Genomic DNA, 16,221 nt, shown 5'->3' on the forward strand with positions numbered 1-16,221 from the left:
CATATTCCTCATATTCAGGTTTTTACGCCTTCTCCACCGTCTTCGTCGCAATCACATCTGCGCCGAGACCGAGAACATTTGGAAGAATCACGGTTCCGGCATAAACCGGTGCGGTCAGGCACTGTCTGCGAATCTCCTCAACCACATGAAAAATCTCCTCGCGCGGAATCGGGGCAGTCAGACGCACACTCACAAGCGGGAGTTCTCCTCCCTCCACAAGCACAGAGGTTGCGATATTTCGCTTCGGACATACCAGTTCCTGCGTCACATACTCTTTTCCCTTCGGGCAGAGATTTCCGCTGACTGAGTGAAGCGTTGTCCCCTCATAATCGACTTCAATCTCACATCCGTTTGGACATAAAATACAGGTAAATACTCTATTCACCGCAGATCACCACCTTTACCGGATTCTTGGATTTCAGCTTTGCATGGGGAAGCACCACCTGCTCCATCTCCGCCGGAATCGCCTTTTTCAGCTTCTTAGATACAAGGACTTCCCCGTCCTGAGAGATTGTAAGACGACAGTTCTTCATCGGACGGCGCACACGCATCGAGAACGTCACGTCTTTCTCCCCGCTGATCGCCTCCGGAAGCACATATCCGAGAGGTCCTTCTGCTTCCACCGCAATCTCACACTCCGGAAGCTCCTGTGTCTTCACCCAGTCGACGACGGCATCTGCGAGACGCTCTGCTTCGAGAGAAACGAAATCGACGAGATCATGGACATGAAGAACATTTCCTCCCGCAAAGATTCCCGGAACCATCGTCTGACAGTTCTCATCGACGAGAGGTCCCTTTGTTCTCGGATCGAGGTTCACCCCGGCTTTTAAGGAGAGTTCATTTTCCGGAATCAGACCAACTGAGAGGATCAGCGTATCGCAGTCATAGTCTTTCTCCGTTCCCGGAATCGGCTTGAAGTTTTCATCCACCTCACTGACCGTCACAGACTCAAGTCGGGATTTTCCGTGAATTCCTGTCACCGTATGGCTCAAATACAGCGGAATGCCGTAATCATTCAAGCACTGTTCGATGTTTCTCGGAAGTCCGCTCGGATACGGCTGAATCTCAAAGACAGCAAGAACTTTCGCGCCCTCAAGCGTCATTCTGCGCGCCATGATCATGCCAATATCGCCGGAACCGAGGATGATGACATTGCGTCCCACCATCGTATTTTTCAGGTTGACGTAAGTCTGAGCCACGCCTGCCGTCATCACACCCGCCGGACGCTCTCCCGGGATCGAGAGTGCCCCCCTCGTTCTCTCCCGACATCCCATTGCGAGGATAACCGCATCCGCCTGATACTGCAAAAGTTCATTCGGAGATGCCGAAGTCACAAGGCGATCCTTTGTCAGACCGATGACCGTTGTATCCGTGATGATCTCAATTCCAAGTTTTTTCGCCTGATCGACAAAGCGACTCGCATACTCCGGACCGCTGAGCGTTTCCTTGAAACGAGTCAGTCCAAATCCGTCATGAATACACTGGCGGAGAATTCCGCCCGGGTGATGTTCTCTCTCAAGAATCACGATATCCTTGATTCCCTTTTCATAGAGTCTGATTGCTGAGGCAAGCCCTGCCGGACCACCGCCAATGATCACTACACTTTTATGTACTGGATTCATCTTTTTCCCTCCTGTCCGCTCAAAGCGCATCCTCGTTCTCACAATTCTTATCTGCGTCTGATTCTGTCTTCGTTCGGACATCGCCCGTAAACATCCATCCGTCATCCCGACAGTAGCGCAGGTCTTCTTTCTTTGTCCCCGTCTCCTGCATCAGAAGCTCTGAAATTTTCGCCTGGCAATAACCGCCCTGACAGCGTCCCATCATCGCGCGACAGCGATATTTCACACCCGTCACCGTGTGCACACCGAGCGGATTGTGAATCGCGGAGAGGATCTCGGCGCGCGTGATATTTTCACAGCGACAGATCACATCGCCGTAATCCGGATTCTGACGAATCAGCTCTGCCTGCTCATCCGGTGTCTTGTCACGGAAGGTCTCTGTGCGTCTGCGGATCGGATCAAAGTTCGGATTGATTTTCAGCGTCTCAACCTCCTCGATCAGTCGAACCACTTCCTTTGAGATCGGCACGGCGCTCGTCAGACCCGGCGACTCGATTCCCACAAGGTTGATCGCATGGGGCGCAATCTCGTCTCGGCGCTCAATCACAAAGTCGTGATATCCGCCCTCCTCCTTCGGTGCCAGCTTCGGTCGGATTCCCGCAAAGTTTCGGATGAACGATTCTTTCTTTAAATAAGGGAAAATCCGTGATCCGTCTTTGATCAACAGATCCATCGTGTGCTGTGTCACTGAATAGTCGTCATCGGAATCAATGTACTCGGAACTCGGTCCGATAAAGACATTTCCATCGATCGATGGTGTCAAGTGAATGCCAAGTCCGCCTTCCTTCGGATTCGGAACGGGATAGGCGGGAACCGGAAGCATCGGTCCGATCTTCTGATCGAGAATAAAGTACTCGCCCCGGCACGGATAGATCGTGTACTCGTCAATTCCGAGCATCGTGGAGATCTTTGCAGAGCCGAGACCCGCGCTGTTTACAATCCAGCGACTCCGAAAACTTCCCTTCGTCGTCGTCACGGTGTAAATCCCGTCTTCGTCCGCCTCGATCGCTGTGACCTCATGGGAAAAGAAGAAGGAAACGCCATTTTTTGCTGCGTTTTCTGCAAGTCCAACCGTGTACTGGAATGGATCGAGGATCGCCGTCGAGGGGGACCACATCGCAAATTCTCCGCCGACAAGAGGGGCAATCTCGTGAATTCGCTCCTTGTCGATGAGTTCAAGCCCCGGAACTCCATTCTTGTCTCCGGTTGCCTTCATCTGTTCCAGACGCTTTCGATCATCCTCGTTGAAACCCACAATCAGCTTTCCGGTTCTCTTATATGGAATATCCAACTCTTTCGCAATCTGGTCAAACATTCGGTTTCCTTCCACACAGAAACGCGCCATCAATGATCCCGGCTTATTGTTGAATCCTGCGTGGAGAACTCCGGAATTTCGTGCACTCGTCTCACAGCACACATCCGGTTCTTTTTCTAATACGCCAATGTTCAGACAGTAACGCGACAGCTCTCTCGCAATCGCACTTCCCACTACACCGGCTCCAATAATCAGACAGTCATAAGTAACGGTAGCATCCTGTTCGATCATAATTGCCTCCTCTCAAGTCTCCTCAATCTTTCCTGGTCTTTCCCGTGTTGACTTTCGTTGACTTTTCTATTCCTGTTTTTCTTTTTTGCATCTGCTTTTTTTAACATCTGCTTTCTACCAGATTCGCATCTGCTTCGTATGCAACATGTATGCATTATATACATACTTTTTTCACTTTGTCAATTTCTTTCCCAAACATTTTTCAATAATTTTGTCCCTGGACTTTCACAATTAAAGTGTTGTGGCTATGACAGAAAAAATATTGTAAAACCGCTTGACTTTTCGATTTTCGGGTCGTATAATACAGGCAACTCGAGCGAAACTGATCAATAACCCTTTCGTTAAGGGGTTCATCCTTGACAAAGACTGACAAAGGCGTCAGAGGCATCCGCACAATCTGCGGAAATGTGTTTTATGCATATTCTGCATATTTATACATTTTATAATTGCCTCGGCGCTATTTTTTCACACTTTTCACATGGAGGTATCGAACATGACTTTATGGACTGTATTTACCGATGTAAGCCTGATGGCCGGACTCCTTCTGGTTGGTCAGGTACTGAGAGCAAACGTAAAACTTTTTCAGAAACTTCTGATTCCCCCGTCTCTGATCGCTGGATTCTTGGCACTCGCCTTTGGACCAAATGGTCTCGGCGTGATTCCGTTTTCCGGAAGTCTCGGAACTTACGCAAGCGTCCTGATCGTCCTGATCTTCGCAGCAATGCCGATCGGTGATGCTCCCGCCAAAGAACATTTAAGTGGAAAGGCAATCGGCGGAATGTTTTTCAACATCACCGGAATCGCTGTTCTCCAGTACGGCGTCGGCATGTTCCTTTCCTTATATGTATTAAACCGTTTCTTCACAAACTTAAATCCCAGCTTCGGTCTTATGATGGCAACCGGTTTCTACGGCGGTCACGGAACCGCTGCCGCAGTCGGCTCCACCTTCGCCGGTCTCGGCTGGGAGGAAGCCGGTGACCTCGGCATGACAACTGCAACCGTCGGTATCGTCGGCGGTATCCTCGGTGGCATCGCAATCATCAACTGGGGCACTCGAAAAGGCTATACCCACTATGTCACCGATCCGAAAAACCTCCCTTCTGAGCTTCGCACCGGTCTGATTGCACCGGAAAAGCAGAAACAGGGTGGTAAGATCACGATCTCCAGCATCTGCGTGGACCCGATGGCATTCCATCTCGCAATCGTTCTTGTTCCGTCCCTCTGCGGATATTATCTCTGTCAGTTTTTAAAAACTCTGATCCCGGCTGAGATTCCGGCATTCTGTATGGCACTGCTCTTCGGATTCGTAATGCAGGGCATCTTAAAGCGCACCGGCGCCATCAAATACATCGACAGAAGTACCGTCAGCCGAATCAGCGGAACCTCCACCGACTTCCTGATCATCTCCGGTGTCGGCTCTGTAAAACTCGCTCTCGTTATGCATTACGCAGTTCCGCTGATCGTAGTCTGTGTCGCAGGTTTCCTTGTCACCTTCCTCTGGTTCATGCTCGTCGGCGCAAAGAGTTCTCCTTACGACTGGTTCGAGCGCAACATGATGGTGTGGGGTCATGCGACTGGTGTCGCTGCCACCGGAGTTCTTCTCCAGCGCGTTGTTGACCCGGATTTAAAATCCCGCGGTATCGAGGATTCCGGAATCTCTGACCTGTTCAACCGTCCGATTCTCGTTGCCCTTCAGGTTGTTCCTCCGATCATCATCTCCCAGTTTGGCGTCTACGGCGCAAACCTTGTGACCTGGGTAATCCTCGGCGGTGTCGCTCTGATGTTCGTCGTTGCCTACCTCTTAAACTGGTGGAGACCAGGCAATCCGATTGCCGTCTATCATCTGACTTCCACTTCCGCAAGATCTGCAACGGGCAGTATCGGAAATGCTGACGGTGTAGAGGGAGTGTAACGTGTAACTCAAAACAAATCTTCACACAACAAACGGTTCATCTCGCAACATAGACAGGCTAAAATAAGTTCGATCAGCTATAAACCATGCGAATCAAAAAACGCTGTGGCGGAGGCAATTTTGAGGGGTTCTCTCAAAAAGTTCTCTGTCACAGCGTTTTTTATTTCTTATGTACGGGTTCGTTCGTATTCCCTTATTTTATGTTTATTTATTCTTATTGTTTATTTTTACTTTAAAGATGCCTCATAATCTGCCTGAAACTTTGCAATTCCTGCATCTGTCAGCGGATGCTTTGTCATCTGTTCAAGGACTTTATACGGCACAGTCGCAATGTCCGCTCCCGCTTTCGCACAATCAATCACATGAATCGGATTGCGGATGCTTGCCGCGATAATCTGAGTCTGAATGTCGTGCATCTGAAAAATCTCTGTAATCTCTTCAATCAGATTGATTCCCGGCGTAGAAATATCATCCAGACGTCCCAGGAATGGAGAAACATAGGTTGCACCGGCTCTGGATGCCAGAAGTGCCTGCGCGGAAGAAAATACCAGAGTCACGTTTGTCTTGATTCCCTCTGCATTCAATACCTTCACCGCTTTCAGACCCTCTACGGTCATCGGAATCTTTACCACCATATTCGGGTGAATGGAAGCGATCTCACGACCTTCCCGGATCATTCCCTCTGCATCCACAGTCGTCGCCTTGACTTCACCGCTGACTGGTCCATCCACAATAGAAACGATCTCCTCGATCACCTGTTTGAAGTCTCTTCCCTCTTTTGCAATCAGCGACGGATTTGTCGTCACACCACAGATCACACCCATATCCGCTGCTTTCCGAATCTCTTCCACATTTGCCGTATCCACAAAAAAGCGCATCTCTCGTTCCTCCTCGTTCTTTCTGATCGTTCTGCTCTTGCCGATCTTTCCGATCTGTTCAGTCTTTCCGATTCCCATTTCCATTTTTCAAAAGCAAATTTCTTATAACCGCTCATGGAAATTTATGACCTGTCATTCAGAATACAGATGAACGTTGCTATATTTTTGGGGGTAACCATCGCCGTCTCCAAACATATCTCATTCCACACTCTCACGTCATTCTATTACGTCTCATCTGGTGTCCTCAATCTGTCGGAGTCGTGCTATGTCATTCATCTGTATTCCTCTGTCATTATAATCAGCTTTAAGAAATAGAACTACCAGAAGAAATAGAGTTTTTTCTGGTAATTATTCTTCCCCGTCATTCAGAATCATTGCGCGCAGAAAGCCCGGAAGCTCCTGCTCTCTCTTTCCCGCGCCGAGTCCGATTTTCTCAATCACAAAGGTCTCCGGAAGTTTTTCCGATGTCCGGACTGCCGCCACAATCGCTGCGCCGGTCGGAGTCACATATTCGCCCTTTGCGCCGGTCATGCGCAGTCTCAGGCGATTTGCCGTTGCAATGTTTGCGACTGCCGGGACCGGAATCGGAAGAATTCCATGCTGACAGCGCACGGTTCCACTTCCCTCGCAGAGAAATGGGACAATCACCTGCTCAATCCCAAGATTGTCAAAACATACCGCTACCGACACGATATCCACGATGGAGTCGATCGCTCCGACCTCATGAAAGTGCACCTGATCCAAGGTTGTTCCGTGTGCCTTTGCCTCTGCCTCGCCAAGGATCGTGAAAATCTTTTTTGCAAGTCTGCGCGCTCCATCTGTCAGCTCTGCCTGCTCCAAAATCTCCATGATCTCTTTCATCCCGCGGTGCTCATGGTGGTGATGATGATGGTCATGATGATGGTCATGCATCTCCTCTCCATGGCTATCCTCCCCATGGCTATAAGTGTGAGCGCCATGAATATCATGCGTATCATGATCGTGATCCTCGTGGGGATGAACATGGGCATGCTCGTGATCCTCGTAACCATCGTGCTCATGAATATGATGATCATGGTCATGCTCATCGCCGTGTGCATGGTGGTCGTGATCGCTGTGCTCGTGATCATGTGTATGATGGTGTTCATGGTTATGCGCATCCTGATCATGGTCGTCGGCACCATGGCTGTGTCCATAAAGATACTCCATATCATGATCGTGATTTTCATGCTCCGCGTCCAGCTTTACAAGGAAATCACAGGCATCCAACGCAGATTTTTTTACCCGCTTCACCTCGATCTGAAACCCGTGAACCGGAAGACTTGCAAGTGCTTTCTCAAGGACATTCTGATCCGCCCCCAGATCAAGAAGTGCTCCCACCGTCATATCCCCACTAATTCCTGAATAACACTCCAGATATAATGATCTCATTTCTTTTCTTCTCCTGTCTCGCTCTTCTATTTTGGTAAATCTTTGAATCTCCACATCAATCCGTGTCAAATATCTGCATCGCAGTACTTATCGGCAGTTCAGCTGGATCTCGCATTTTTCCTGAATGCCAAATGACGAAAAATACCTTTCTTCTAAAGGAATCCAGCGTGATTGAAACATCTCAAGTTTCTCTGCCCCGTTTCGCTTTAAAATGCGCTCCTGCTGTGTCTCGGGATCAATGTCCACAAACACATGCAGATCATACTGATTAAAAAGTTCCGGATGACAGGAATACGATCCCTCCACCACAATCAAAGATCCGACCGTCTCAGAAATCGGATCGCCAAGCACCCATTTTCCGCAGAGGAACGGGCGATAGCTCAAGATCTCCCCGTCCTGCATCGTCTTCAACGGATTCAAGACTTCCTCCAAGAAACGCTCCCGGTCGACATTTCCGCCCGGCTCCTCGTAGCGCTCCTTCGTCCTCTGCTCCATTCGCAGATAAAAATCATCCATGTGGAAGAGCGCACATCCGGTTCTCTTCTGAATTTCCTGTGCGAGCGTTGTCTTCCCCGCTCCACATCTGCCGTCAATAGCGACAAAAACCCGCGGATGCTGAGATTGCAATCCGCGGATTTCTCTCAGGACTTCTTCTGTCTCCTGAGACATGTAGGACGGCACTTCCGCCGTCCTATTCTGATCGTCACATCGACCCTGATCTTGTCTTTGATCTCGTCTCTGATCTCGTCTCTGGTCTCGTCTCTGGTCTTGTTTCTGATCTTGTTCTTTTCTTTCTCGTTGTTCCTGTATTTTCTGCATTTTCTAATTTTCCTGTGTCTTTGTATTCTTTATTTGCCAGCTCGTGAATGCTCACTCCTATTTTTATTTTCTTATTCTTGCCTTGCCACAAGGCTACTCTGACTCACTATACTGACTATACCGACTATGCCCGCTCTGTCTGAGAAAACTTCAGGACATTTGCGCGGTCTAACGCCAGCATCACAGTCGGAATCAGGATAAGCTGAAGGATGATTCCCGGGATCGCATTGAGAAAAGCTCCTGCCACAAACATCTGCCAGGTAAACGCACTTCCCGTGACTCCCAAGAGTACCACCTCAGCAAGCGCCCACACAATGCGTCCTGCAATCATTGCGGTAAGCAGACTTCGATACAGGGCAAACATGCATTTCCATTTGGAATGTCCGTAAGCCAGTCCGATCACCAGTCCATACGTTCCGAGTTCCACTGCCATCGCCATTCCATTCGGAAACAGTTTCGGCATGCCAAAAAGCATTCCTCGCACGATCGGGAGCAAAAATCCGACTGCAAGTCCATATTTCCAGCCAACGATCAATCCACACAGCAGAACCGGAATGTGCATCGGAAGCAACACCTTTCCGATTGCCGGAATCTGTCCAATCCAGAACGGAAGCACAATTCCAAGCGCAAAAAACATCGCGGAAAGCGTGAGTTTTCTCGTCTTCTCCTGACTGCTCTCTCTCTGAGTTTTCTTTCTGTTTTGTTTTTTCTGATCCATACATTCTGTCCTTTCTCTAGCAGTTTTTTTGTCTTTTAGGACGCAATTCCCTATCATACAAAAAATGGATCACCAAATACAGGTTTTCTAACCTGTATCCGATGACCCTTCTGGTCACATAAAGTACTTGTGTACTTCGCTTTTAAATATAATGTAATTATACAGAAAAAAACATGATTCTGTCAACCGATACTTTTTTGACACCCTGGATTTTAACCCCTTAGATTTTTTGAATTTTCTCGGCATTTATCCGCTTTTATTAGCTTTTTATTTTATTTGTCTTAGCTTACAAGCGGAAGAATCCAGGTACTCCAGATCCAGCTGACCGGAAAGACAAGCACCATCGCCGGAATCATATCCGCAGTCGGGAACATTTTTACCTTCATCATACGGAATGCCGTTGCCAGCATGATAAATCCACCCGCTGCCTTGAAATCATCAATCATCTCCGGAGTTGTCATCGGATAGATCAGACCTGCACAGAAGAAGAGTGCGAGGAAAATGATAAGCTGAGGAATTGCAATCAGAGACACCACTCCGCCGAGCATACATGCAAAAATCATTGCTGTGAACAGATCGAGCACCGACTTTGCGATCAGAATGCTGTGATCTCCGGTCATTCCAGATACGATCGAACCGTAGATTCCCGTTCCGCTCGCACAGAACAGCACAATCACGGTCACCAGAGTCGTCATGAACTCCTCCTCCGAAATCGAGGTGTTCTTGTTTGTCACAATCTTCGATGCAACATTCTGCATCATGCCTGCGCCCTTCTGAATCCGGTCGCCCAGATGAATCATCAGTCCGATTGCCGTTCCGATTACCACGGAAAAGATGACTGCCGGCATGTTTCTCATCAGCATCACAGAGCTGATTCCCATTCCCATCGCGCACACACCGAAAATCATGTTCAGATTTTCCTTAAAATCCAGATCCAATCGATCTTCCACAAACAGACCGATCAGACCTCCTGCCACAATCGACAGCGCATTAATCAAAATTCCTACTGGCATACACTACATTCCTTCTTTCCCTATTCTTTTGTTTTTTTGCCTTATCTTATAATCATAACGAGAATTCATCCTTTATGTCAACCTATTTTTCTCAATCCCACAAATGCGCCCGTGATACTCATATAAAATCCCCAGTTCTGCGGGTAATGCTTGCCACCTGATCCGTCTCCATGATATGATGAGAACAGCAATTCCAATCTTTTCGGTATGTCAAAATCATTCACAGAATCATTCAAAGGGATTTCACGGGATTTTCAACATACTCCATACCAATGCTCCAAAAAATGCAGAAAGGATTTATCAAACTATGAAGAAATCTGTTACCGTCCGCAATGTCACAATCGGAGAAGGTCTTCCAAAAATCTGTGTCCCGATTGTGGGCACTACTTTAGAAGAGATCACTGCGTCTGCCACAAATATCAAAAGCGTCTCCCCTGACGTTGTAGAATGGCGTGTCGACTATTTTTCCGACATTCTCGATCAAAGTCAGATGGAACTTGCCCTTCACGCACTCCGCGAAATTCTTCCGGACACCCCTCTGCTCTTCACGTTCCGCACCCAAAAAGAGGGCGGAGAACGCGAAATCTCGATGGATGATTACATTCTCTTAAATCATCGCGCAGTCGCTTCTGGTCTTGTTGACCTGATCGATGTGGAGATTTTCAGTGGGGACGACGTCGTCCAGAAAATCATTGCAGACGCACATGCTCACCAGATTCCGGTTATTGCATCCAATCATCATTTTCATGAGACTCCGGTTGAACGAACTCTCATGAACATTTTCAAAAAAATGGATTTTCTCGGCGCTGACATCCTGAAAATCGCTGTCATGCCGACTTCCAGACGAGATGTCCTCCGTCTGCTCTATGCAACAGAAACAACCTCTCAGCTCTCAGAAAAACCGATCATCACGATGTCGATGGGTGGCACCGGACTCATCAGCCGTCTCTGTGGGGAAGTCTTTGGATCCGCTCTGACGTTCGGCGCAGTTGGAAAGGCTTCCGCTCCGGGTCAAATCAATGCCGAAGATCTGCGATCCGTGCTGAATCTGATTCACCAGAATCTGCCAACAGATACACAGGAAAAGTAGAAACATAAACAAAACACCGCTCCAACATTCCGTATAAAACCAAAAAAGAAATCTCTCCCGATATAATGGATCGTCTATCTGTCTCCAGAATCCAAAATCATATCAAATCATATCGGAAAGGGATTTCTTTTTTTGCAATATTTATGATGCGGTTGTGCGTAATGATACGTGATTGTCTGTGATTGTACGTGATAATTCCTGTTTCTTATTTTTTTCTTATGCCAGTACGGTTCCTACCGGGAAGAGACTGCGGAATACCTTGCGAACCAGCGGTCCTGCAACGATCAGCTGAAACGGAAGTGCCATGATGAAGTTCTTCGGAATGTTCGTCAGCCAGATGATCGGAACAAGATTCCAAGTGCCCGTATGGGTGCATGCCTCCAATGCGCCGTACAGGGACATGAAAAATACCATCGGAACAACCATGCAGGTAGATACGCAGATTGCCTTCTTCAGTCCGCTATCCTGCGGTTTTACCAGAAAACGGAAGGCAAATCCCTTCGCAAATCCAGATACAACAAACCAGTCGAGACACATTGCAACGATGCAGGCGATCGGGAATCCAACCCATGCCTCCCTGATTGTCTCCAGATTCAGTGCTCCCATGTGAAGCGTCACATTGTAAATGCTCATCCAAAGCACCATCGTGCAACACATCATCACAGTAAAAATCAAACTCTCTCTCTTATTCTGTGGCATACTCATTTTTCTCCTTTTTTCTTTCGTTTTTCTCTTTTTTGTTTCTTTTTCTTTTCTCTGTTGCCTTTTGTTTTTTCGGTACGTTTCCCTGCCGTTTCATTCGCTTTTGTTCGGCTTCTTATGTCTGAAAACTCTTCCAAGTTTAAACTGCAAGTCCCCATTATACAGAAAATTTTCTGTCTTCGTAAGCACTTTTTTTCATTTCATCGAAATGTCCTTTGACACCTCTTTTACTTTGCTTTCTGTCTCGTCATTTTCGTTCGTTTTTCTTTCCATTTTAGCCTCTCTTTTGCCTGTTTTGCGCATGAAAATGCAAAGAAAAAGAGGATGTATTTGGCATCCCCTTTGAGTTCAAGTCGATATTCTCAATGATTTGGCACATGATTCTGGTCAGCTCCGCTGAGATCTCCCAATCAGAATCTCTGCTCATCATTACGGCAAAATTTTCTGCGGATGAAACTTCAGATAATCCGAAGACACCAGTGAATACTCGATTCCATTGACCATTCCCTTAAAACTGTCATCGTAACGCTCCTGTCCATGACAGTGCGAGTAAATCACCTGCTCCGCCCCATATTCCTCCGCGATCTGCGTAAACGGGCTCTCCTGCTCGCCGATGCTCGTCGGCGGATAGTGAAGAAACATCAGAAATTTCGTGTAACCCTCTGCTTTTGCCAGCTCAAACGAATATCTAAGTCTTGCGACTTCCCGATCCCGGATCTTGTAAAAATGTTCGATGCTGTCCTTCCCCTCGTAGCAGTATCCCTTTGTGCCGACAAGTGCGTAATCCTCATAGACCTCAAAATTGTTCTGAAGAAATCGGAGTCGCCCCGCAAAAAGCTGATTCAACTTTTCGGTCTTTTTTGCATCCCAGAACATGTCATGATTGCCCCGAAGCAGAATCTTTCTTCCGGGAAGATCCTCGATGAACTTGAGGTCCAGCGCGCACTCCTCCAAATTTCTTCCCCACGAATGATCCCCGGTGATCACAATTGTATCCTCTGGACGAAGACATTTCCGGCAGTTTTTCTCGATCCGGTTCACATAGTCCTTCCACTCTTTTCCGAAAACTTCCATCGTCTTCCCAGTCGAAAAAGCGAGATGAAAATCGCCCATCGCGTACAATGCCATACTGCCGTTCCTCCTTTATCCATCATTGTCCGTTCTCATCTATTACGGTCTATTTATGATCTAGCCTTATCTCTTGATCCATGATCTCTTCTGCAATTTTCTCTTTGCATTCGTTTTCATTCTTTTTCATTCTTTCTTTATCTTTTCATATATTTCCATATTTCATTACTACTTTATGTTTTTCAGCTCATCCCAGAGTTTTCCTGAAAACATCACATGACCGCCTCCGGTAAAATGAACTCCATCCGGCGTCAGCGGAATCTGCCAGCCTCCGACATCGACAAAATGTGTTCCATATTGCTTTGCAAGTCTCTGATATTCCGGGCGAATCTCCGTGACCGTTCTCTCCATCCTCGCTTCCTGTGCTCCCATATGAGCCATTACAAGGCGCGGTGGAGAAGCCAAAACAATCTGATCCGCCGTAAAAAACTGTGATTTTGTGAGCAAATGATCCAACAGGGCGTCCATCGTTTTTACCACTCTCGCCGGATCTGCATACCCACCATTCAAAATATCATTTGTCCCAAGCATGATAAAGAGCAAGTCTGCCGGCATATTTGCCTCAAGAATGTGATCAAGGCGCTCTAAAAACCACAATCTCGGAATCTCTCTTCCGTTTAAACCTTCATTTACAAGCTCCCATCCCGACAATTTTGCAACCTGGTCTACCCATCGCTCCTCCTTCGGCAAACGTCCGCCAAAAGCGGAACAGGCATCATATCCGTATGTATTGGAATCCCCAAAACAGATCATTTTCATCATCGTTTTCCCCGCTTTTCTTCTTATCTCTTCTTATCTCTTCTTAACTTTTCTTCTTAGATTTTCTTCTTATCTCTTGTCTCTTAGCTTTCAATCCTGTCTTTCTTGTGCTTCTTTTTTGTGCTTCGCTTACTTCCAGTTCTTCCAGACATCCGGCATATATCCGACCGTTGCCTGCGCTCCATTTCTCACAATCGGTGTCTTCAGAACCTGCTGATTTTCGAGAACTTTCTGGTCGCGATCCTCCTCGGCAAGATACTTAATCAGTGTTAAGGTATCCTGATCCTTGCACTTCGGGTCAAGCATCGCATCCAAACCACCCACAGCCTGACGAACGCGCTGATACTCGCCCTTGCTCAGTCCCTTTTCCTTCATGTCAATCATCTGAAATGGGATCTTTCTCTCCTTAAAATAGCGCATCGCCTTCTTTGTATCAAAACATTTTCCTGTTCCAAAAATCTGAATGTTCATTTTCTGTTTCTCCAATCCTTTTTCTTTTTTCGTACCGCTTTCTTTTTATATCACTTTCTTTTTGTATCGTTTTCTGTCTTCTCGATTCTTTTCTTTCTTTACATTTTTCTCAACATTTTTCTCATTTTTGACGCATTTTTCTGCGCCCTGTGTTTTCTTATGTGGAAATTTTTGAGGACACAAAATCTCCACAATTATATCACAATTATATCAAATATCCTCACTATATTGGTAGTCAGAAAGAGAAAAAAGGTTACCATTTATATTATACGATACTTAATTATGTAACACTTAAATAGTAACAAAAAAATTTCTCTGAGAGGAGTGACTGATATGTATGACGAAAACAAACATGATGAATATGAAGATCAAAACCATGAGACATATAGCAATTATACAGAAAACCCAGATCCGATGAGTGATCACACAAGTTCTGAAAACTCCGGCTTCGATGAAAGCAAGTCTTCCAACTTTGCTTCTCAGGAGACTGAGTCTCAGCAAACTTCCGGTTCTAACCACAATCACAAATCATCAAAGGCATCAAAGAAACTCGCCAGAAAAACGGCGGGAATCGTCGCAGCCGCCGTCCTGTTCGGAGCTGTCTCCGGCGGTGTGATGACAGGTGTCAGCTACATCGGGGAACGCTATACAAAAATCCCTGCTGTTTCCACAACACTCGGACAGAGTAACGGTAGCACAGCAAATGGAGCAACCTCGATTCCGGTTTCCAATACGGTGATGGATGTCTCCGATGTCGTAGAAAAGGCAATGCCGTCGGTCGTAGCAATCAACGATACAATGACGGTTCAGCAGTACGGAATCTTTGGTCTCCCAGAGACCTATCAGGCAAAGAGCAGTGGTTCCGGAATCATCATTGATAAGACTGACAGCGAACTGCTGATTGCGACAAACAACCATGTCGTATCAGGCGCAAGCGATCTGACCGTCACCTTCTCTGATGACAATACCGCAAGTGCTGCCGTCAAGGGTACTGATTCTGCGACTGATCTTGCCGTCATCGCAGTTAAGCTGAGTGATATTTCCTCTGACACCTTGAGCAAGATCAAAGTTGCCACTCTTGGCGATTCCGATAACCTCAAAGCAGGTCAGCAGGTCATCGCCATCGGAAATGCTCTCGGTTACGGACAGTCTGTCACCGTCGGATATGTCAGCGCACTGAACCGTGAGATCTCCGACAACAATGGTGTCAGCCATACTTACATCCAGACCGATGCTGCGATCAATCCAGGTAACAGTGGTGGTGCTTTGATCGACTTAAATGGTAATGTCATCGGCATCAATGCCGCAAAGACTTCCTCCACAGATGTGGAAGGCATCGGATATGCAATTCCGATCTCCAAAGCCGGTGAAATCCTCGACAACCTGAAGACAAAGCAGACTCGTGAGGTTCTCGACGAGAGCGCTCAGGGCTTCCTCGGCATTCAGGGAACGAACATCGATGCAAACGCCTCCAAGGCATACGGAATGCCGGTCGGCATCTATGTATACAAGATTCTCGATGATGGTGCTGCCGCTTCCTCTGATTTGAAGGAAAAGGACATCATCACAAAGTTCGATGGTCAGTCCGTCACCACGATGGATGAACTGAAAGAGATGCTGACCTACTACAAGAGCGGATCGACAGTCACCCTGACCGTTCAGTCCCTGACGGACGGAACCTATCAGGAGCATGATGTCACCGTAACGCTCGGCAGTCGCCCAAGCGATAACAATTCATGATGATTTCATGATAATTTTACGATGACTTCTAATCTAATGAATGAATAAAACACTTAAAAAACCTTTCTTCTTTCTCTTCATATGTATAAATAAAAGTCCTGCGCTGGGTGACCGGTGCAGGACTTTTGTTGTATTTATTATGCTGATTTTACAGAGTAACGAGCAAACATGTTACAAAACAAAAAAAGCCATGTTCCATCTCTGGAACACAGCTCTCCTCTCTTCATATACCTTCAAAACTGCACATTGAATCATCCGTATTTCTGTATTTCTCCTAAACCGTCTTGGTTAAGCCCTCGACCTATTAGTGACAGTCAGCTCCACACATTACTGTGCTTCCACCTCTGCCCTATCTACCTCGTCGTCTTCAAGGGGTCTTACTCTTGCGATGGGATATCTCATCTTGAGGGGGG

General features: G+C 47.1%; 16 protein-coding genes and 1 rRNA gene. 3 read left to right on the forward strand and 14 right to left on the reverse strand.

Annotated elements, in window-relative coordinates:
* Positions 1-22 precede the first annotated feature (22 nt).
* The 3 genes from ACR0QT_RS01165 to ACR0QT_RS01175 are packed head-to-tail and all read right to left on the reverse strand — an operon-like array spanning position 23 to position 3,168.
* Positions 23-385, reverse strand: coding sequence for a DUF1667 domain-containing protein (locus tag ACR0QT_RS01165; RefSeq protein ID WP_432629073.1), 363 nt, complete (start codon positions 383-385; stop codon positions 23-25).
* A complete protein-coding gene (locus tag ACR0QT_RS01170) occupies positions 378-1,622 on the reverse strand; it encodes an NAD(P)/FAD-dependent oxidoreductase (protein WP_432629074.1) in 1,245 nt (414 codons plus the stop codon). Before ACR0QT_RS01170 ends, ACR0QT_RS01165 begins: the two co-directional genes overlap by 8 nt.
* A 19-nt stretch (positions 1,623-1,641) precedes the next feature.
* Entirely contained in the window at positions 1,642-3,168 is a 1,527-nt protein-coding gene (locus tag ACR0QT_RS01175) for an NAD(P)/FAD-dependent oxidoreductase (RefSeq protein ID WP_432629075.1), read from the reverse strand.
* A gap of 493 nt (positions 3,169-3,661) precedes the next feature.
* Between ACR0QT_RS01175 and ACR0QT_RS01180 the strand changes: the two genes are divergently transcribed.
* Complete coding sequence (locus ACR0QT_RS01180; RefSeq protein ID WP_432629076.1) at positions 3,662-5,080, forward strand: sodium/glutamate symporter; 1,419 nt, start codon at positions 3,662-3,664, stop codon at positions 5,078-5,080.
* 227 nt (positions 5,081-5,307) lie between these two features.
* On the opposite strand, the gene fsa is transcribed toward ACR0QT_RS01180, so the two are convergent.
* From fsa to ACR0QT_RS01205, 5 genes are all read right to left on the reverse strand, one after another.
* Positions 5,308-5,958: a fructose-6-phosphate aldolase gene (gene fsa / locus ACR0QT_RS01185; protein ID WP_432629102.1), complete on the reverse strand. Its 651-nt coding sequence runs from the start codon at positions 5,956-5,958 to the stop codon at positions 5,308-5,310.
* A 348-nt stretch (positions 5,959-6,306) separates the two neighbouring features.
* Entirely contained in the window at positions 6,307-7,368 is a 1,062-nt protein-coding gene (locus ACR0QT_RS01190; RefSeq protein ID WP_432629077.1) for a LarC family nickel insertion protein, read from the reverse strand.
* A gap of 87 nt (positions 7,369-7,455) precedes the next feature.
* Positions 7,456-8,187 (reverse strand): uridine kinase family protein, encoded by a 732-nt coding sequence (locus tag ACR0QT_RS01195; RefSeq protein ID WP_432629078.1) that lies wholly within the window; start codon positions 8,185-8,187, stop codon positions 7,456-7,458.
* A 124-nt stretch (positions 8,188-8,311) separates the two neighbouring features.
* The gene (locus ACR0QT_RS01200) at positions 8,312-8,905 is read right to left on the reverse strand and encodes an ECF transporter S component (protein ID WP_177977386.1); all 594 of its coding nucleotides are present in this window, start codon (positions 8,903-8,905) and stop codon (positions 8,312-8,314) included.
* Between the two features lie 281 nt (positions 8,906-9,186).
* Complete coding sequence (locus ACR0QT_RS01205; RefSeq protein ID WP_432629079.1) at positions 9,187-9,918, reverse strand: DUF554 domain-containing protein; 732 nt, start codon at positions 9,916-9,918, stop codon at positions 9,187-9,189.
* A 307-nt stretch (positions 9,919-10,225) separates the two neighbouring features.
* Between ACR0QT_RS01205 and aroD the strand changes: the two genes are divergently transcribed.
* Positions 10,226-11,008: a type I 3-dehydroquinate dehydratase gene (gene aroD, locus ACR0QT_RS01210; protein ID WP_432629080.1), complete on the forward strand. Its 783-nt coding sequence runs from the start codon at positions 10,226-10,228 to the stop codon at positions 11,006-11,008.
* Positions 11,009-11,224: 216 nt separating this feature from the next.
* Here aroD and ACR0QT_RS01215 read toward each other — a convergent pair whose 3' ends face one another.
* The 5 genes from ACR0QT_RS01215 to ACR0QT_RS01235 form a co-directional block, all read right to left on the reverse strand.
* A complete protein-coding gene (locus ACR0QT_RS01215; protein WP_432629081.1) occupies positions 11,225-11,707 on the reverse strand; it encodes a DUF2798 domain-containing protein in 483 nt (160 codons plus the stop codon).
* A 2-nt stretch (positions 11,708-11,709) separates the two neighbouring features.
* A complete protein-coding gene (locus ACR0QT_RS01220; RefSeq protein ID WP_432629082.1) occupies positions 11,710-11,847 on the reverse strand; it encodes a hypothetical protein in 138 nt (45 codons plus the stop codon).
* Positions 11,848-12,139: 292 nt separating this feature from the next.
* Positions 12,140-12,838 carry a metallophosphoesterase gene (locus ACR0QT_RS01225; protein WP_432629083.1) on the reverse strand — a complete coding sequence of 233 codons (699 nt, stop codon included), beginning with the start codon at positions 12,836-12,838 and terminating at the stop codon, positions 12,140-12,142.
* Between the two features lie 168 nt (positions 12,839-13,006).
* A complete protein-coding gene (locus ACR0QT_RS01230; RefSeq protein WP_432629084.1) occupies positions 13,007-13,600 on the reverse strand; it encodes an SGNH/GDSL hydrolase family protein in 594 nt (197 codons plus the stop codon).
* Positions 13,601-13,726: 126 nt separating this feature from the next.
* Complete coding sequence (locus tag ACR0QT_RS01235) at positions 13,727-14,068, reverse strand: arsenate reductase family protein (RefSeq protein ID WP_177977391.1); 342 nt, start codon at positions 14,066-14,068, stop codon at positions 13,727-13,729.
* A 333-nt stretch (positions 14,069-14,401) separates the two neighbouring features.
* On the opposite strand from ACR0QT_RS01235, the gene ACR0QT_RS01240 reads away from it, so the two are divergent.
* On the forward strand, positions 14,402-15,808 hold the full coding sequence (locus ACR0QT_RS01240) for a S1C family serine protease (RefSeq protein ID WP_432629085.1): 1,407 nt from the start codon (positions 14,402-14,404) through the stop codon (positions 15,806-15,808).
* 284 nt (positions 15,809-16,092) lie between these two features.
* On the opposite strand, the gene ACR0QT_RS01245 is transcribed toward ACR0QT_RS01240, so the two are convergent.
* Positions 16,093-16,221, reverse strand: a 23S ribosomal RNA gene (locus ACR0QT_RS01245); the annotation flags it as partial.

This window comes from Brotaphodocola sp. (assembly GCF_050873365.1).
GTDB lineage: Bacteria > Bacillota > Clostridia > Lachnospirales > Lachnospiraceae > Brotaphodocola.